Annotated in this window: 9 protein-coding genes and 5 pseudogenes; 9 read left to right on the top strand and 5 right to left on the bottom strand. The window is 40.7% G+C overall.

The window, feature by feature from the left end; genetic code table 11:
• Nucleotides 1-160: 160 nt before the first annotated feature.
• The 7 genes and pseudogenes from sucC to ACU8V8_RS08320 all read left to right on the top strand — a co-directional run bounded on the left by sucC (nt 161) and on the right by ACU8V8_RS08320 (nt 11,127).
• Nucleotides 161-1,327, top strand: a complete 1,167-nt coding sequence (gene sucC, locus ACU8V8_RS08350) for an ADP-forming succinate--CoA ligase subunit beta (RefSeq protein ID WP_421961684.1) — start codon at nt 161-163, stop codon at nt 1,325-1,327.
• Complete coding sequence (gene sucD, locus ACU8V8_RS08345) at nt 1,327-2,199, top strand: succinate--CoA ligase subunit alpha (protein WP_087534150.1); 873 nt, start codon at nt 1,327-1,329, stop codon at nt 2,197-2,199. The genes sucC and sucD overlap by 1 nt, the downstream gene beginning before the upstream one ends.
• A gap of 206 nt (nt 2,200-2,405) precedes the next feature.
• Entirely contained in the window at nt 2,406-4,196 is a 1,791-nt protein-coding gene (locus tag ACU8V8_RS08340; RefSeq protein ID WP_446889450.1) for a diguanylate cyclase, read from the top strand.
• 145 nt (nt 4,197-4,341) lie between these two features.
• Entirely contained in the window at nt 4,342-5,358 is a 1,017-nt protein-coding gene (locus ACU8V8_RS08335; RefSeq protein ID WP_446889449.1) for an efflux RND transporter periplasmic adaptor subunit, read from the top strand.
• Nucleotides 5,359-5,360: 2 nt separating this feature from the next.
• Nucleotides 5,361-8,435, top strand: a pseudogene (locus ACU8V8_RS08330) (efflux RND transporter permease subunit).
• Between the two features lie 90 nt (nt 8,436-8,525).
• The gene (locus tag ACU8V8_RS08325) at nt 8,526-10,424 is read left to right on the top strand and encodes a DUF294 nucleotidyltransferase-like domain-containing protein (protein WP_446889448.1); all 1,899 of its coding nucleotides are present in this window, start codon (nt 8,526-8,528) and stop codon (nt 10,422-10,424) included.
• 1 nt (nt 10,425) lies between these two features.
• A complete protein-coding gene (locus tag ACU8V8_RS08320; RefSeq protein WP_446889447.1) occupies nt 10,426-11,127 on the top strand; it encodes a 3'-5' exonuclease in 702 nt (233 codons plus the stop codon).
• 46 nt (nt 11,128-11,173) lie between these two features.
• On the opposite strand, the pseudogene ACU8V8_RS08315 reads toward ACU8V8_RS08320, so the two are convergent.
• Nucleotides 11,174-12,747, bottom strand: a pseudogene (locus tag ACU8V8_RS08315) (BCCT family transporter).
• A 334-nt stretch (nt 12,748-13,081) separates the two neighbouring features.
• On the opposite strand from ACU8V8_RS08315, the gene egtB reads away from it, so the two are divergent.
• Nucleotides 13,082-14,299, top strand: a complete 1,218-nt coding sequence (egtB, locus tag ACU8V8_RS08310; protein ID WP_446889446.1) for an ergothioneine biosynthesis protein EgtB — start codon at nt 13,082-13,084, stop codon at nt 14,297-14,299.
• Nucleotides 14,287-15,264: an L-histidine N(alpha)-methyltransferase gene (gene egtD / locus ACU8V8_RS08305; RefSeq protein ID WP_446889445.1), complete on the top strand. Its 978-nt coding sequence runs from the start codon at nt 14,287-14,289 to the stop codon at nt 15,262-15,264. The genes egtB and egtD overlap by 13 nt, the downstream gene beginning before the upstream one ends.
• Here egtD and ACU8V8_RS08300 read toward each other — a convergent pair.
• From ACU8V8_RS08300 to pxpB, 4 genes and pseudogenes are all read right to left on the bottom strand, one after another.
• Nucleotides 15,261-16,016, bottom strand: coding sequence for a PhzF family phenazine biosynthesis protein (locus ACU8V8_RS08300; RefSeq protein WP_446889444.1), 756 nt, complete (start codon nt 16,014-16,016; stop codon nt 15,261-15,263). The genes egtD and ACU8V8_RS08300 overlap by 4 nt on opposite strands.
• A 55-nt stretch (nt 16,017-16,071) precedes the next feature.
• A pseudogene (gene asnB / locus ACU8V8_RS08295) lies at nt 16,072-17,743 on the bottom strand (asparagine synthase B).
• Between the two features lie 273 nt (nt 17,744-18,016).
• Nucleotides 18,017-18,948, bottom strand: a pseudogene (locus ACU8V8_RS08290) (5-oxoprolinase subunit C family protein).
• Nucleotides 18,945-19,609: pseudogene (pxpB, locus tag ACU8V8_RS08285) on the bottom strand (5-oxoprolinase subunit PxpB). The pseudogenes ACU8V8_RS08290 and pxpB overlap by 4 nt, the downstream one beginning before the upstream one ends.
• Between the last annotated feature and the right edge of the window lie 169 nt (nt 19,610-19,778).

Below are 19,778 nucleotides of genomic sequence, written 5' to 3'. Positions count from 1 at the left end.
CTAAGCTGTGAATGTACATTCACAGCTTTTTTTTGCGCCTTTGGTCTAACTGGGGTTTTCATGTTAAGCCTTGGGATCTATACTAAGTGCGCAATTTGGGATAGCTGTCTATTTGCATAAATATTCAGCTCTTTTAGTATAAAAAATTGGATAAAGCATCATGAATTTGCATGAGTATCAGGCAAAACAACTTTTTGCCGAATATGGTTTACCAGTTTCTCAAGGTTTCGCTTGCGATACACCTGAAGAAGCTGCAGCAGCTGCTGAAAAAATTGGCGGCGATATGTGGGTTGTTAAAACTCAGGTTCACGCAGGTGGACGTGGTAAAGCTGGCGGTGTAAAGCTAGTTAAAACTATCGACGAAGTAAAAGAATTTGCTGCAAACTGGTTAGGTAAAAACTTAGTTACTTACCAAACAGACGAAAATGGTCAGCCTGTTGCTAAAATTTTAGTAGAAAGCTGCACTGATATCGCCAACGAATTGTACCTAGGTGCAGTTGTTGACCGCGCTTCTCGCAAAGTTGTTTTCATGGCGTCTACAGAAGGCGGTGTTGAAATTGAAACTGTTGCAGAAGAAACTCCAGAGCTTATCCACAAAGCTGAGATCGACCCATTAGTTGGTCCTCAAGCTTACCAAGCACGTGAACTAGGTTTCAAATTGGGTCTTAACCCAACACAAATGAAACAGTTCGTTAAGATCTTTATGGGTCTTGGCAACATGTTCAACGATTTCGATTTCGCACTTTTAGAAATCAACCCGTTAGTAATCACAGACGAAGGTAATCTTCACTGTCTTGACGGCAAAATCGGTATCGATGGTAATGCACTTTACCGTCAACCAAAAATCCGTGAGTTCCACGATCCATCTCAAGAAGATGCACGTGAAGCACACGCAGCAAGCTTTGAGCTTAACTACGTAGCGCTAGACGGTAACGTAGGTTGTATGGTTAACGGTGCGGGCCTAGCGATGGGTACTATGGACATCGTAAACCTACACGGCGGCAAGCCAGCTAACTTCCTAGATGTTGGTGGCGGCGCGACTAAAGAGCGTGTTTCTGAAGCATTCAAAATCATTCTTTCTGACGACAATGTTAAAGCTGTTTTAGTTAACATCTTTGGCGGTATCGTACGTTGTGACATGATTGCTGAAGGTATCATTGGTGCAGTTAAAGAAGTAGGTGTTAGTGTTCCTGTAGTTGTACGTTTAGAAGGTACTAACGCTGAACTAGGTCGTGAAGTACTTGCTAAGTCTGACCTTAACATCATTGCTGCTGAATCACTAACAGATGCTGCTGAGAAAGTTGTAGCTGCTGCGGAGGGCAAATAATGTCTGTATTAATCAATAAAGATACAAAAGTTATCTGTCAAGGTTTCACTGGTGGCCAAGGTACTTTCCACTCAGAGCAAGCGCTTGAGTATGGTACACAAATGGTTGGTGGTGTTAGCCCAGGTAAAGGCGGTCAAACGCACCTTGGTCTTCCAGTATTCAACACAGTTCGTGATGCAGTACAAGAAACTGGCGCTACAGCTTCAGTAATCTATGTACCAGCACCTTTCTGTAAAGATGCAATCTTAGAAGCTATCGATGCTGGCATCGAGCTAATTGTTTGTATCACTGAAGGTATTCCAACGCTTGATATGGTTGACGTTAAAGTTAAGCTTGACGCAACTGGTACGCGTATGATCGGTCCTAACTGCCCAGGTGTTATCACTCCTGGCGAAACTAAGATTGGTATCATGCCTGGTCACATCCACAAGCCTGGTAAAGTAGGGATTGTTTCTCGTTCTGGTACTTTAACGTACGAAGCGGTTAAGCAAACTACAGATGCTGGTTTTGGTCAGTCTACGTGTGTTGGTATTGGTGGCGACCCAATTCCTGGTACTAACTTTATCGACGTTTTAGAAATGTTCGAAAAAGATCCACAAACTGAAGCAATCGTAATGATTGGTGAAATCGGTGGTACTGCAGAAGAAGAAGCTGCAGAGTACATCAAAGCTAACGTAACTAAGCCTGTTGTTTCTTACATTGCTGGTGTAACTGCACCAGAAGGTAAGCGTATGGGTCACGCTGGCGCAATCATCGCAGGCGGTAAAGGTACAGCTGATGAAAAATTTGCTGCACTAGAAGCTGCGGGCGTACAAACTGTACGTTCACTTGCTGATATCGGTAAAGCACTTAAAGAAAAAACAGGTTGGTAATAACCTAGTTATTCTTTAACAAAAAGGCTCACTTAAGGTGGGCCTTTCTTCATTTTGGTGCAATAAAATAGATTCAATAGGTACACTAGTAATAATTTGTTCTAACGTTATAATAGCAATTGTATTAACAATTCTAAGCTTATGATGACATGCGGACAGTCAATTTATTTATTCTCATTTTATTTGCCTTTCTTCCGCAATATCTCTTGGCAGCTCCAGACGCTTATAAGCAGTATTTAAAACTAGAGCAGCAAGCACTAATAAATCCTAATAATTTTTTGAAAGTTTCATCTGCAGAGTCACCAGGTCCTAAAACCGTTACAGAACTCACTATATTTAGAAGAATATTAGTTGCGCGGCTTTATTATTTTCATGGTGATGTCACACTCTCCAAAACAACCTTTGAGCAGGCCTACCAAATAATACCAAAAAATAACGATTGGCTGCTTGGATATTGGATGCTTTATCGCAGTAGTTTATCTTTAGAAGAAGGACTGTTACCGGAATCTTTGACTCAAATTGAGCAAGCGATAGTTCTTTTTATACGTGCAGGAGATACTCAAATGCAAGTAAGAGCACGTGCAACAAAAGCCATTTTATTACTTTGGCAACAAGACTATGCTAAATCATTAGCCTTATTAGAAGATGTCTATTTAACGGCTAAACCAGCACAAATGTCTATCACGACCATGAACTATATCTATGAGGGATTAGCTGTTTATTATGGGGCTATGTCTTTATTTGATGAAGCAATAAAGTTTGCTGAACTAGCAAAGGATAATGCAATTAATAACGGTGATATAGTTGATGGCCTACAAGTGATCTCCACTCTTTGTTCTACATACGCTCAAGCGAATAAATTACAACGTGCCATAGCCTGCTATGATGAGTTAATTGAGCTTTCAGTAATGGTGAAAGCCCCGCGTTTTTTATTTTGGGCGCCAGCTGGTAAAGCAGCGGTTTCTCTAAAAATGAAAGACTACATTGAAGCTTTAAGGCTGCTTTATTTGGCTAAATCTTATTTAGATGAAGTCGTGATTAATCCTGCACATGTGGTTGCATTTTATAATAATTTTGCAAAGACGTTTTTGGGTTTACATCAAGCAGATGAAGCGTTGGAGTATTTAGCACTGTCACAAGGTATCCTTGAAAATTACGATCGACCATTAAACAATCGCTATAAACGTCAAACCTTTATTTTGAAAGCAAAAAGCGAAGAGCAAAAAAATGATTTTAAAGCAGCAAATACATCGCTTTGGCAAGTTATAGAACTTGTCGAACAAGCAAAACAAACGACGCAGTTTAAGTTGGAGCAAGAAGCACAGTCTAAGTTTGAATCAAAACAGCAAGAAATTAAGCTACAGTTGGCGGAAGAAAAATTAAAAAATCAACAAATCGAACTTACACAACTAGCTAAAGATGCTGAGTTACAAAATGCCTATTTATTAATAGGGTTATTAGGGTTTGTTTCAATATCCATTTTCGCAATTAATCAGCGTCGTGCCTATTTTAAGAGCCAACTTTCTGCTAATACAGATACGTTAACGGGTATATACAATCGTCGCTATATTTTAAATTATACCCTGAAACATTTAATTGATAAAAAGAAACCATTTTCATTAGCGATACTCGATATCGATCATTTTAAATATGTAAATGATAATTATGGCCATGATATTGGGGATCAAGCTTTAGTAGGGCTTGCACAGATAGTTACTAAATTTATTCAAGGTACTGATTGTAAATTTGCTCGCTATGGTGGTGAAGAGTTTTTGATTGTGATGCCGCAGTTTAGTTTAAACTCAGCACATGAATTTATATTTGCCTTATGTGGTGCTATTCGAGAGGCACAGTTCACTGATAAACAAATTTCAATTACAAGCAGTGCAGGGGTTGCAGAATTTAAGCAGAGTTTAACTCTAAACACGATATTAAAACATGCTGATACCAAACTTTACTTAGCTAAAAATACTGGGCGCGACAAAGTCTGTAGTTGATAAACCTTTTTAAATCCCGTACCTAAATAAACAATATTTAATTTCACCTCATTGTTTTGCTATTTAATCGTACTAACCTATTTATTGATCATAGAGCTGTTACACTTCGTACAATAACGGAAATAATAATTAACTAGGTGATGTTTTGAAATTTCGAGTTCTTTTATTTAGTGTCTTTTGTACTTTTTCTGGTATTAGTACACAAGCATTTAGCGCTAATGTTATTGCTGAGCATGTCACAATGGAGCGAGCAAAAGAGCAAGTACAAGCTGTCGGAAATGCTGAAGCAATCCGATCGGTTACCCTGTATCCAGCCGTGGGTGACAAAGTGACTGCGGTTCATTTTAAGCCTGGCGATAAAGTCACTGCAGGACAAGTGTTACTCGAGTTAGATTCACGCAGACAAAAAGCCGCGTTGCAAGAAGCAAGAATAAAATTAGCAGATAGCCAACGAATTCAAACTCGATTAATGCAAAGTCATGCAAAAGGGGCTGTACCTCAAAGTGATTTAGACGATGCTAAAACAATAACTGAATTGGCTAAAGTGACTGTTACTCAAGCCGAAACTGAGTTTGAAGACCGCCAAGTACGTGCACCTTTTGATGGCATTATGGGCCTTACTGATATTGAGGTAGGAGATCGGATCACACCGCAAACAGCAATCGCTACTATTGATGATACTCGCGCGTTGTATATTAATTTTAACGCACCTGAGTCTGCTATTAGCATGTTAAGAAACAAGGGCAGTGTGCGTGTTTTACCATGGCAAAGCAGCCAGTCAGTGGATGCTGAAATTGCGTATTTAGATTCTCGAATTGACCCGCAAACACGTACTCTTCGGGTCAAAGCAAAACTAGATAATTCAAATAATGAGTTTTTACCCGGAATGAGTTTTCGTGTTCACATTGAGGTGCTAGGACAAAGTTTTGCTGCTGTACCAGAAGCTGCTTTATTGTGGGGCGCAACAGGACCCTATGTATGGACAAGCGTTGATGATAAAGCAACACGGGTAGATGTTAAAATTGAACAACGTCTTGCAGGGCGCTTATTAGTATCAGGATCACTTGGGAAAGACGATATTTTAGTTGTTGAAGGTGTACAGCGTTTACGATCACAACAAGCGCTTAGTTTTCAATCGCCACTTGCAAACACTCAGGAGTAGCTATGAAACAGCAACCTATGATGCAAGATTTGCCTTCAATGGCAATACGTCGGCCTGTTTTAATCGTTGTCCTTAATTTATTAATTATAATTGCCGGTATAGCGGCAATTGCAGGTGTTGAAGTCAGGGAGTTGCCAGATGTTGATACACCTAGGATCACTGTCTCTGCTTCGTTCCCGGGGGCTCACCTGAGACCGTAGATACAGAGGTCACAGGTAAGCTTGAAGGAGCTGTTGCCCGCGTTAGTGGGGTTAAAACCATTCGTGCGCAAAGTGAAGAAGGTAACGCGCGTATTGTTGTTGAATTTAGACCGGGTATCAATTTAGATGATGCAGCAAATGAAACGCGTGAGTCTGTTGCACGTGTACAGCGAGAGCTTCCTGAAGAAGTCGAGCGAGTATCGATTATTAAAGCAGATAACGACGCCGAAGCCGTTGTTTCTTTAACTGTCTCGAGCGAATCCTTACCGCTTGAAGCTTTAACAGAATTGGTCGAGGTTGATTTAGCACCACAATTTTTAACCATACCAGGTGTAGCTGATGTGCGATTAAATGGTGACCGTCAACGGGTTCTGCGTGTTCGTCTTGATCCACTAAAACTCACCAGTTTTAATTTAACCGTGCCTGATGTAGCAGAAGTCCTGCGCCAAGCGCCGTTTGATGTACCTGCCGGGAGTTTAAAATCCACGGATCAGCAAGTTATTGTCCGCGCAGATGCAACTTCTATTACGGCTGAGCAAGTGGCAGACATTATAATAAGAGAAGATACTCGCATTGGTGACATAGCCGCGGTTTATTTTGGTCCTGCTGATCCACGCTCTATGGTACGTTTAAATGGCAAACCCGTCATCGGTATGGAAGTTATCCGACAGGCACAATCAAATACTATCGAAATTTCAGATGAAGTCCTTAGGTTGCTAGAAAAAATGAAAGTTCGATTTCCTGAGCTTGAGTTTACTTTAACATCCGATGACGCGCAGTTTATTCGTAGTTCTGTAGACGAAGTGATCAGTTCACTGATTTTAACCATTTTGTTGGTGGTGATTACCTTATGGGTATTCATTGGCTCATGGCGTGCAACCTTAGTGCCTGCTTTTGCCATTCCTGTTGCTTTAGTGGGCTCTTTAGCATTAATTTGGCTGCTTGGTTTTTCAATTAATATTCTTACTTTATTAGCTCTTGTGTTAGCTACTGGCTTGATTGTGGATGATGCCATTGTGGTCAGTGAAAATATTCAGCGTCAGCGAGGGTTAGGCCTTGGCCGTCGAGCAGCGGCTGTAGTGGAACGCGAGAAGTATTTTTTGCTGTTATTGCAACAACAGCTGTGTTGGCGGCGGTGTTCGTGCCGATTGCGTTTTTACCTTCTACAGCAGGGCGTTTATTTAGAGAGTTTGGTGGTGTGTTAGCCGGCGCAGTGATCATTTCTAGTTTTGTTGCGTTATCTTTAGTGCCTGCGCTGACTTCTAAACTTAAATTAAAGCAGGGGGCTGGCACCCATTTGCAAAATTTGGTCATTGGCTTGCGAGTATTTATACTAAAACTATTCACTGGGTGCTTGATCACGCATGGTTGACGTTTGTTGCATCTTTATTGGTCGCGGCAGGATCTGGTGCACTCTATTTAAATTTAGACAACGAATTATTGCCAAGTGAAGATCGCGGTAAAATCAGAATCTTCTCTCGAGGTCCAGATGGCGTAGGCCTAAACTTCATGGACCGCCAAGCTATTCAAATGGAAGATATTCTACTCCCTTATGTTGAAAGTGGTGAGATTGAATCTATTTATACAGTGGTGGGTCAATGGGATCCAAATATTGTGTTTATAACCGTTCCATTAAAACATTGGGATGAGCGTCATTTTACACAGCAAGAAATCATCGATAAAATTCGTGAACCGCTCGGCGCTATTCCTGGCGCTGCTGGTCGGCCTAATGGCTCTAATAGCTTAAATCTACGTGGCCAAGGTGGGGGTATTGAGCTTGCTTTATTGGGGCAAGATTACAAACGTATTTTTGCTGCTGCACAAGACTTTGCTGCACAGATTGAGCAAGCATTACCAGGTGTAGGCTCAGTACGAGTTTCTTATCAACCATCGCAACCTCAATTAAGAGTGAACATCGATAGACGCCGAGCTGAAGAGCTTGGGGTTGCACTGAGTGATATTGCCATAACATTACGTGCGGCTATTAATGGTGACGATGTTGCGGATTTGAACATCGGGGATCAATCTGTGCCTATTATGTTGCAAGCGCAAAACCAGACGATTCGTGATCCAAGTGATTTAGCCAATTTATATGTCAGTGCGAAAAACAACCAATTGGTTCCGTTAAGTAGTGTGGCGCATATAACCGAAGAAGGGGTTGCAGCAGAGCTCGAGCGTCATGCTCAACGCCGTGCTATAGAGCTGGATATGGAACTGCCAACGGATATGAGTATTGCTGAGCTTGTTACGCAATTACGTGATATCTCAGAGCAATCATTACCTAGCGGAATTAGTCTTGCGTTCAAAGGTGAAGCATTAACTTTTGAAGAAACCTCTAATGAAGTGCTCATGACCTATGTATTGGCCTTCTTAATTGTATTTTTAGTATTAGCAGCGCAATTTGAAAATGTAAATAGTGCTGTTGTGGTGATGATAACAGTACCATTTGGTATTACTTCAGCGATACTTGCCTTGTATTTAACAGGCACTTCCCTCAACATTTATTCTCAAATTGGCTTAGTTATGCTGATAGGGCTTATCGCAAAAAATGCGATTTTACTTGTTGAGTTTGCCGATCAGTTACGTGATCAAGGAATGACAGTTAGAAAGGCGGTGGAACAGGCTGCCTTAGTGAGATTAAGACCAATCACAATGACCTTGATCTCAACATTACTAGGAGCATTACCGCTTATTATGTCTAGCGGTGCAGGCGCCGAAGCGCGTAACGCAATAGGCTGGGTTGTCTTTGGTGGCTTAGCGCTAGCGGTGTTATTTACCTTGTATTTAACGCCGGTTATTTACCTTGGTTTAGCGCGTTTTACTAAGCCTCGTGGGGATGAAACGAAACAATTAGCGCAGGAGCTAGAGCAAGCCTAAAAACTTTGAGCCGGTGATCGGCTATTTTTCTTTGAAAAATAGCCGATTAAGCTCACAATCAACAAAATGCTTTAATAAACGGACAGTGTAATGCAAGCCGAACATGTTGATATCGCCAGTTTCCTCAGTGAGTATGCTCCATTTGATGACTTAGCAGAAGATGCTCTCAATCACATTGCCTGCCAAGTTGAGGTTTCGTATTATCGCGCGCAAACGACAATCCATGAATATGGCGATGATATCAGTGATTTATACGTGATACGCAGTGGTGCTGTAGAAACGTATCGTCGCGATGGTGAGCTTGATAATCGCCTGACCGTCGGTGGTATATTCGGCCAAATGGGCTTATTAATGAACCGAAAGGTTCGTTACCCAGCTAAAGCGCTCGAAGATACTTTACTGTATTGTATTAACATTGATATTTTCACTGAGTACTGTGATAAATATGAAGCTTTTGCAGATTACTTTGAAGCTAATGGCACAGTAAGGCTTCATCAGGCAATCGTAGAGCAAGCTGATGGTAATGATTTAACTACTGCAAAAGTAAAATCATTATTGCATAGAGATGTGGTTACTGTTGCAAAAGATGCCAGCATACAACATGTAGCCCAAATTATGACGGCCGAATCGGTTTCTTCGGTCCTCGTTACTGACGTCGATAAACCAATTAGCGATGATCCAGAAGACGATGATGGGCAAGTGGTCGGTATTATTACTGACCGCGATTTACGTAGTAAAGTCATTGCTCTTGGCTTAGATTATGCTCAGCCTGCCAAACAAATTATGCAAAAAGATTTGATACTGCTGGACAGTAATGCATATGTGTTTGAAGCGGTTCTTGCCATGTTAAGAGACAATATCCACCATTTACCTGTGGTCGTAAAGAAAAAGCCGATAGGTGTTATTTCACTGTCTGATATTTTACGCTACGAATCCCAAAGCAGCTTATTACTTGTTCGCGGCATTTTAGCGCAACCCTCGGTTGAAGATCTGGCTTACTATGCCCGTCAGCTACCAAATGTGTTTGTACGAATGGTGAATGAAGATGCAAATTCTCATATGATCGGCACTGCAATGGCTGTTATTGGTCGTACCTTCAAACAACGTTTATTAACTCTAGCAGAAGAGCAGCTTGGTCCACCGCCTGTGCCTTATTGCTTTATTGCTTTAGGTTCTATGGCGCGAGATGAGCAGCTTATTGTGACCGATCAAGATAACGCAATTATTCTTGATAATAGCTTTGATGAAGACAAACACAATGACTATTTCCAAAAACTGGCTGATTTAGTGTGTGATGGCCTAGCATTGTGTGGCTATAAATATTGTGATGGCGAAATCATGGCTTCATTTAAGAAATGGCGATTAACTCGAGAGCAATGGCAGCAGCAATTCGCAGGATGGATAGCAGAGCCTAAACCACAAGCATTGTTAAATAGCGCGATATTTTTTGATTTAGATGGTGTACACGGAAAAGTAAAGTGGGCGCAAGAGCTGCAACGCTTTATCGCTAAAGAAGGGCGTAATAATAAACGCTTTTTAGCAAATATGGCCGCTAATGCACGTAATCGCACACCGCCATTAGGCTTTTTTAAAGACTTTGTACTTGAACATAATGGCCAGCACAAACGCTCAATGAACTTAAAGCGTCGCGGTACAGCACCGCTGTCGGATGTTATCCGCGTGCATGCATTGGCTGTGGGCTCACGTAAACAAAACTCGTTTGAGCGTTTAGAAGATATTATTGATGCTAAACTGTTACCGGATGGCAAAGCGCAAGATTTACGTGACGCCTTAGAATATATAGCCATGGTACGTATTCGCCACCAAGCTTGGCAAATAGAGCAGCTGAATGAGGAACCTGATAACGACTTAGAGCCGCATTTATTATCTCCGTTTGAACAGCGCAATTTAAAGGAAGCCTTTGCAATTTTAGATAAAGCGCAAAACTTTCTTAAATTTAAATACTCCGCTAACTCAGGTATTAAATAACATGGTAGGGAATAAAGTCGATTGGCGTGAACGGTATTTACAGCTACAAAATGAGGCGCAAAACCGCTGTATACAAGCTTATTATCAAGAAGTCATTATTGACGGTTCTAGGCCAATAAGTGATGTTCCTTTAGTGGCGCTAGATTTTGAGACGACCGGTCTAAATTATGGTTCTGATGATATTGTCAGTGTAGGCTTGATCCCCTTTGATAGCCGCCGTATATATTGTCGAGACAGCCAACATTGGTTGGTCAAGCCGCAACAAAAACTAGCCGAAGAGTCCATTGTTATTCACGGTATCACTCATTCAGAGTTAATTAACGCGCCAGATTTTTCAGAAATTATTACACCGTTATTAAATGCACTTAAAGGCAAGGTAATAGTGGTACATTTTGCCCCGATTGAACGACACTTTTTATATCAAGCACTGAAAGCTCGGCTAGGAGAAGGACTTGAGTTTGCGGTGATTGACACCCTTGAATTAGAAAGGCGAGCATTAAAAGCAAGACAGGGACTAATTGGACGGCTATTTAATACTAAACTAGACTCTGTTAGGTTGGCTAATTCCCGTACGCGCTATTCATTGCCCGCGTACCAAAATCACAATGCGCTGAATGATGCGTTAGCTACCGCCGAATTATTACAAGCACAATTAGCCCATCACTATCGCCAAGACACTCCTCTTGGTAATTTATGGATGTAAAAAACGCCGCTAAAAAGCGGCGTCTTCATATTTTTAGTTACATAGCTTAGCTTCTAGGCTCAGTTCTAAGGCCTAGCAATAAACTTACGCACATAAGTAATAAGACCACGGTAAATGGCAAGCCTGTAGAGACCGCGCCGGCTTGCAGTGCCTCCATCGCTTTTGTGCCGCCAACCCACAGTAACGTTGCTGCAATTGCACCTTCAACTGATGCCCAGAAAATACGTTGTGGTACTGGCGCATCAACTTTACCACCCGCGGTGATTGAGTCGATAACCAATGAACCAGAATCAGACGAGGTAATAAAAAATACCAGTACTAATACTACAGCAGTGAAAGAGAGTAACTTGGCTAATGGCAGCTCATCAAACATTTCAAACATGGCAAGCGGGACTTGCGTTAAACCATCTGTACCAAGCTTACCAACACCACTGACTACTTGGTCAATTGCAATACCGCCATAAATAGACATCCACAGTATCGTTACCAGAGTCGGTATTAATAAAACGGCGATTAAGAACTCACGAATGGTACGACCTTCTGATACGCGGGCGATAAACATACCAACAAACGGGGACCATGAAATCCACCAAGCCCAATAAAATACTGTCCAGCCGTGCATCCAAGTTTCATCTTCACGGCCATGTGGGTTACTCAGTGGAATGATGTTTTCAACATACCCCATAACCGTGGTCGGAATATTTCCCATAGCAGCAGCAAAGCCAACTAAACAAACAAATGCCATCAAAGCAAAGGCGATTAACATATTAATATTACTTAATAATTTCACACCACCATCAATTCCACGTACCACCGAAATAATTGCTAATAATGTTACTACAGCAATCACTATAATTTGTAACCCTACACCAGATTCAATACCAAATACGTGGTTAATACCCGCAGATGCTTGTTGTGCTCCGAGCCCCAGAGAAGTAGCTAAACCAAATAAGGTGGCCAGTACTGCTAAAATATCAATAAGGTGACCAGGCCAGCCCCAGGTTCTATCACCTAATATAGGGTAGAAAATAGAGCGAATCGAAAGTGGTAAACCTTTGTTATAAGTGAAAAAGGCAAGAGATAAGGCAACGACCGCATAGATAGCCCACGGGTGTAGACCCCAATGGAACATAGTGGCGCCCATTGCTAGTTTAGCAGCCTCAGGGGTATTAGGAGTCACATTTAATGGAGTTTCGTACCAACCGGTAAAGTAGGCAACGGGCTCTGCAACCCCCAAAACATCAAGCCGATCCCCATACCTGCTGCAAATAGCATTGCCATCCAGGAAAGGCGAGAGTGAGTAGGACGTGAATTTACACCACCAAGGCGGATTTTACCGTATGGTGAAAAAATTAGACCAATACAGAATAATAAAAAAATGTTAGCCGACCACATAAAAAAACTATCAAAGTTATTTAATATGTTTAATTTGATTCCATCGAGTGTTGATTTTGCTGACTCAGGATCACTTACTAATACTGCAATTAAAAAAATTAAAATTAAGCCAGCGCTGGTGCCAAAAACAGGGTTGTGAACATCAAAGCCCCATTTTTGAATATTGTCTTGGCCTACCGTGTAGTCCGTATTATCAATACTATATTTGTCATGATTATCACTCATGAAAAACCTCTTTTGTTGTATTTCCGTTTATTTTAATGGTTTATTCAGCTTCAACCCACCAAGATATTATTTCGAAGATTAACTAAAAATTAGTGTCAGGTTACTTGCTAAAGTGTAGAAGCAAACGAAAAATTGTAAATGTAGAGTCGCTAAAGTGCTGAATTATAGCCATTACGGTAGTTAATAGCTTACAGGATCGGTATCTGGCTGTCATGGCAACGGATAAAAATAAATGTATTTAAATCAATAAACATATAAGTCTAATTAATATTTCATCTAAGTGTCACTTCAATGTGTTTTAACTAAAGTTAGACTATAGTAAGTCAATAGGTAAATGAGGGATGATATGACCGCAAACAGTACACAATCATTAATCGCGTACTATAAAAAAGTGAGACAAGATTCTTTATCTCTTATTGCACCATTGAGTGCGGAGGATTGTCAGCTTCAAGCTATGAATGATGTTAGCCCGATGAAATGGCACCTTGCTCATACCACGTGGTTTTTCGAAACTTTCTTATTATTACCTCATATGAACAACTACAAGGTGTTTGATGAGTGTTTTTCGGTGCTATTTAACTCTTATTATAATGGCATTGGTGAGCAATTTAGTCGCGCAAATAGAGGGACACTTTCTCGGCCAAGTTTAGATACAGTACTTGAATATCGAGCGTATGTTGATGATGCATTACAGACATTATTATCGGTCAATACTACCCTGAATGAACTATTGGAACTTGGCTTAAACCATGAACAGCAGCATCAAGAGTTGATGCTCATGGATATAAAGTATAACTTTTCGATTAATCCATCATTTCCAGCCTATCAACACATCGACAGTAAAATAGCTGAAAGTTCACCTGTAAAAAGCATTCATTATATTGATTTTGAGCAAAGTATTACTGAAATTGGGGCAACACAAGGCTGTGGATTTTCCTACGATAATGAACAGCCAACACATCAAGTTTTACTGCAACCATTTAGTGTGGCTAATCGCTTAGTTACTAATGGTGAATATTTAACGTTTATCAATGAGCAAGGCTACCAACAGCCGAAGTACTGGCTTAGTGATGGATGGGCTTTATTACAAAGCACAGGCGCAAGATGCCCTTTATATTGGCATTGTATTGATGAACAGTGGTATGAATTTACCTTGTATGGTTTGCAGCCCTTAGCGATGGATTTACCTGTCAGCCATGTTAGCTTTTATGAAGCGTCAGCATATGCTTGTTTTGCCAACGCAAGATTGCCCAACGAGTTTGAATGGGAGCATGCAGCACAACAACATTGCCCAGATTTAGTCCAATTACATGATAGCTGTTGGCAATGGACAAACAGTGCTTATTTACCTTATCCGGGGTTTAAACCGATTGCGGGAGTTGCCGGTGAGTACAACGGTAAATTTATGAATAATCAAATGGTGCTTAGAGGCGGTTGTGCATTAACTCCTAATGGTCATTTACGCACTACATATAGAAATTTTTATTATCCACACCAAGCGTGGATGCAAAGTGGAATTAGGTTAGCGAGGGATAATGTATGTGCCAGTTAAAGGTCGTTAGCGAACAGCATATAATAGATGAAAGCTTTTTAAATGATGTGTTGGATGGCCTAAGCCAACAACAAAAGTCATTGCCATGTAAATATTTTTATGATGATAGTGGCGCAGCATTATTTGAACAAATAACTACGTTAAGTGAATATTATGTCACCCGTACTGAGCTTGCTATTTTAGAGCAATATTCTCATGACATTGCGAAGATGTTACCAGAAAATTTATCAATCATAGAGCCCGGTTGTGGCTCAGGTAAAAAAGTGGCGTATTTACTTGCCCATCTAGCCAATGTAAAAACGTTCGTTCCGTTTGAAATTTCAAAAGAAATGCTTAACTACTCGCTCGCACATTTATCGCCTTTATTTCCTGAATTGGTTATTTCCCCTTTACTGGGGGATTTTACCCACAGCCAAATGGTTAAGCAGTTAACCAAAGACACCGCTTTAGATAATCAAACCAATCTAGTTTATTTTCCGGGTTCAACACTTGGAAATTTTGCACCTATTAAAGCGATTGAAATTATGAAAAACTTCCATCATTTATGTGGTGTAAATGGCTATGTGTTAATAGGCATAGATTTAGTTAAAGAGCGTCAAGTGCTGTTAGATGCCTATGATGATAAAGCCGGAGTGACGGCGCAGTTTAATAAAAATTTACTACAACGTATTAACAATGAACTCAATGGCACGTTTAATTTGTCGCTCTTTAATCATCAATCCAGATTTAACGAACAACATAGCCGAATTGAAATGCATTTGGTGAGTCAATGTGAGCAAAGTGTTGTTATCAATAATCATTTGTTTGAATTTGCTCAAGGTGAAAGCATACACACTGAAAATTCACATAAGTATACAGTTGACTCGTTTGCTCAATTAGCCGCACAAGCTAATTTAACACTGGCTCAGACGTGGCAAGACAGCAATAATTATTTTGCATTGTGTTTATTACGACCGCAAAATTAATACAGCAGCACACTTTGACAGGTTAAGTGATAGTTTAATCGTGCGCCATTTTTAGATGCTTGAATGAGGACGCCATGAGTTTGTGTTGTTAATTGCTTAATGATGGGGGCTATGATGCTAACGGTTGAACCCGTTGCTTGGTCTTCGTCTATACCGTAAAAAGGAGCGAAGTATCTAAAATACCATTGCTGTGTTTTGCTATCTTGTTGCAACACAATGAGAGCCGTCGCAACCGATAACAGCGGTTTGATTAATATCGAACGTGTACACAATGGCTGGCTGTCATCTAAAACGACGGTGGTGTAGCCACCTTCTTCTGCACTGGCGTAGCTGCGTAAAATAGTGCTATCAATTGCCTTTACGATAGCTTTATGCGGGGTAACTTCTTTGCTAGCTATTTGTGCGATACTCAGTCGTAATTGTTTTAATTTATAGGTTATTTTAAAGATTTCACCGCTTAGGCTTATAAATTGGTGAGGGCAATAACCTTGGTACTGCTGCAAAAATAATGCTGCCGCTAATGTCCCATGACCACAGCGTTTAATTTCATTACTTTGATTAAACCAGCGAATAGGGCAAAGAACTTGGGTGCTATATTTTACATTTATAAAAACTGTCGCAGGTTGCTGTGACGTGCGCGCAATTTGCTGCATCATATAAGCGCTTAGCCCAGTCTGATGTAACACAATTAGTGCTGATGAGCCCGTTTTTTTAGTGCTAGGGTGGGTAAAAACAGTTTGTTGCTGAGCCACCAGCACAAAACGCCTTGTTTTGTACTGGTGTAAATTTAATAGACCGTGAGGTTTATTATTTTTGTGTATAGGCATCGTTATGGATACCGGCCGCGCGACCAGATGGATCCGCATTATTTTGAAACGATGCATCCCATGCCAGAGCTTCAGGTGTGGAACACGCAACAGATTTACCATGCGGAACACATTTAGCAGCCGCGTCACCTGGGAAGTGAGACTCAAAAATTGAGCGATAAAAATACGCTTCTTTTGAGTCAGGCGTATTAATAGGGTATTTAAATTTAGCATTGGCTAAATCTTGGTCGCTCACTTGCTCAGCAACATACTCTTTTAAAGTGTCTATCCAGCTGTAACCAACGCCATCAGAGAATTGCTCTTTTTGACGCCATAAAACTTCATCAGGCAAGTAGCCGTCAAAACCTTCACGCAGAATGTGTTTTTCAATTTTTCCGTCTTTACACATTTTAGCTTCAGGGTTGATACGCATGGCCACATCAACAAATTCTTTATCAAGGAAAGGGACACGTGCTTCAACGCCCCATGCGGCCATTGATTTATTCGCACGTAAACAGTCAAACATATGCAGCTTAGATACTTTACGGTTTAACTCTTCATGAAATTCTTGCGCATTTGGTGCTTTGTGGAAATACAAATAACCACCAAATAGCTCATCAGCCCCCTTCTCCAGATAGTACCATTTTAATACCCATGGCTTTGATTTGGCGTGCCATTAAATACATAGGTGTTGATGCACGTATGGTGGTTACATCATAGGTTTCAATGTGATAAATCACTTCTTTTAACGCATCAATACCTTCTTGAATGGTAAAGTGAATAGGGTGGTGAACAGTCCCTATCATATCGGCTACTTTTTGTGCAGCAGCTAAGTCAGGCGAACCTTCAAGCCCGACAGAGAAAGAGTGAAGTTTAGGCCACCAGGCATCGCTTTCGTCATTATCTTCAATACGTTTTGCTGCAAAACGTTGTGTTATTGCAGAAATAACCGATGAATCTAAGCCACCCGATAGTAATACACCATAAGGTACATCACACATTAGTTGGCGTTTAACGGCACTTTCTAATGCATCCTTCACATCTTCAGGGTCTGCGCTGTTGTCTTTAACAGCGTCATAGGTTTCCCAATCACGTTTATAATATGGGCGTAATTCGCCGTCTTTACTGTATAAGTAATGGCCCGGAGGAAACTCTTCGATATGTTTACAAATCGGTGAAAGTGCTTTTAACTCAGAAGCGACATAAAAGTTACCGTGCTCATCATGTCCCGTGTAAAGTGGAATTATACCAATATGATCACGACCTATAAGATACGCATCTTGCTCTTCATCGTATAAACAAAATGCAAAAATACCATTTAAATCGTCTAAGAATTCAGGGCCTTTTTGTTTATAAAGCGCCAGAATGACCTCGCAATCAGACTGGGTTTGAAAGGTAAAATCAGTATCTAAATTTGCAGCTAACTCTTTGTGATTATAAATCTCACCATTAACCGCTAAAATATGAGTTTTCTCAGGGTTATAAAGTGGTTGAGCACCGCTTGATACGCCAACGATGGCTAAACGCTCATGCACTAAAATCGCTTTTTCTGATGAATATACACCTGACCAATCTGGCCCTCGGTGACGTAATAACTTTGACATTTCAATTGCTTGACTACGCAACTGTGTGGCATCAGACTTTATGTCTAATACACCGAAAATCGAACACATAGTAACTCCTCATTCCTATCATGTGTGTAATTAGGCAGGCTTTGCCTAATTACGAACCTTTGTTTTAACAGAAATATTTAACTAAGTCACATAGCTTTTACAATATTTTTAGAATAATTTATGCACCACCATGATTTTCATTGCACCAAAGTGGTCACTGAAGCTTGTTAACGAGTTCTTTTAATGCAATGAAAAACACAAATAACCACTAATCAATAATGTTATAGCGCTAATCCTCACAGGATTAAAGCTTGAACGCTCCATTTTGGTGCATTAATGTTTTGCATTTTTAAGTGCTAGAGAAAGCTGAGCCAGATGAGCATCTAATTTTGCCTTCGCTTTATTGGCCGTGGCTATATCTACGTATTCAAAGCGAATGCTATCGCCAGGTTTTAATTGTGCGAACAGAAATAGATCAGCTTCGATCACTGTGCCAAGTAGTGGATAACCACCTGTCGTTTGGCCATCATTTAATAATACAATTGGCTCACCATTCGGAGGCAGTTGAATTGACCCCGGTGCAACAGCGAGTGAAGGTAATGAATGACTGTGTGATAATGGTTGTGATTGAGTATTCAAACGAACCCCCATTCTGTTACTCTGTGGCGTTACATGCCATTTTTTACTGCTAAATTCATTGATAACGTGCTGTGTTAATAATTCATTATGAATACTTGGGTGTATGCGGATCACTTCACGTTTTGCTGGTGAAATAGCACCTAGTTTAGGCCAGTGTTCAGTAAATGGTTTTATTGCGAGTGTGTCATGCTCTTTGAGAGCGCAGCCAGTGGCGCCGCCAAATCCTGCGGCTAAATCAGTTGAGCGAGAGCTCATTATTTTTTCACACTGAATCCCGCCTTTGCAGGCTAAATAAGCCCTAAACCCATTTCGAGCTGATGCAAAGCGGATGGTTTGCCCCTTTTGATGGTGTACGTCCAACCTGGGTAAATAGCTGTATCGTCTAAATGAGCTTTCATATCAGTGCCAATCAAAGCAATAACTGTATCGCACTCGAATTTGAGTTGAGCCAACCCTAAGGTAATTTCAATTACTGCATCGTTATCAGCATTGTCAAGTAATCGATTGGCTATTATCATCGCATAGCTATCTATTACACCTGATTGAGCAACACCTAAATGGCGAAAGCCTGTACGCCCTTTATCTTGGATACTCATTAATAAACCCGGCTTAATAATGGTGATCATGATAAAGCCTCCGCACTAACAAACGATAAAGTGTCACCAGGTTGTATAACACTTGGTGGATTATTAAGGTGATCAAATAAGTTGAAATCAGTATGACCTATTATGTGCCAGCCGCCAGGGGAGTCAGCAGGGTAAATGCCTGTTTGATTAGCACCTATTGCCACAGAGCCTTTTGGCACTTTAGTTCGTGGATTATCTCTGCGTGGGGTATGTAATTGCTCTGTTAAGCCATGTAAATATACAAAGCCTGGTTGAAAGCCTAAAAATAGTACTTGATACCGCGCATTACTATGCAGTTGTATAACTTCATGAGTGGTTAAATTATGTGCTTTCGCGACAAAGCCGAGATCCGGTCCATTTTCACCGCCATAATGAGTGATCACTTTATGGTGTGTGCCTTGATGTTGCATGACATCAACTTCTTGCCACCAATTCATTAGCTCATTCTGCCAATGTACTAGTTCATTCGGGTTGTATAGGTATACACACAGGGAGTTCATAGCGGGTACTACATCTGTAAACGCATTGCTCGCTTTACATTTAGCAACTAATGCCCAGATTTTTTTTGAATCGTTAGCGTGTCTTCACATAAATGTGTTGCATCCAAAATTAGGCTATTGCTACTGAGGATTACAACAGATGCCGTTGTTTTAAAGTCCATTGACGATTATTATTTTTAATTATTAATAACACCAAGCTATCACACTCAACTAAAAAATGTTTACACCTATGCGACTAGAATAATGGGGGCTTTATGTAAATACAAAGCAGAAGTGGGTAGGTGCACAAGTAGACGACTGTACTTATGCACCATATGGTTAAGACTTAAT

The organism is Pseudoalteromonas sp. SaAl2 (assembly GCF_052947895.1).
Note: the sequence above shows the minus strand (reverse complement) of the source record. Positions and strands in the feature narration are given on the sequence as shown.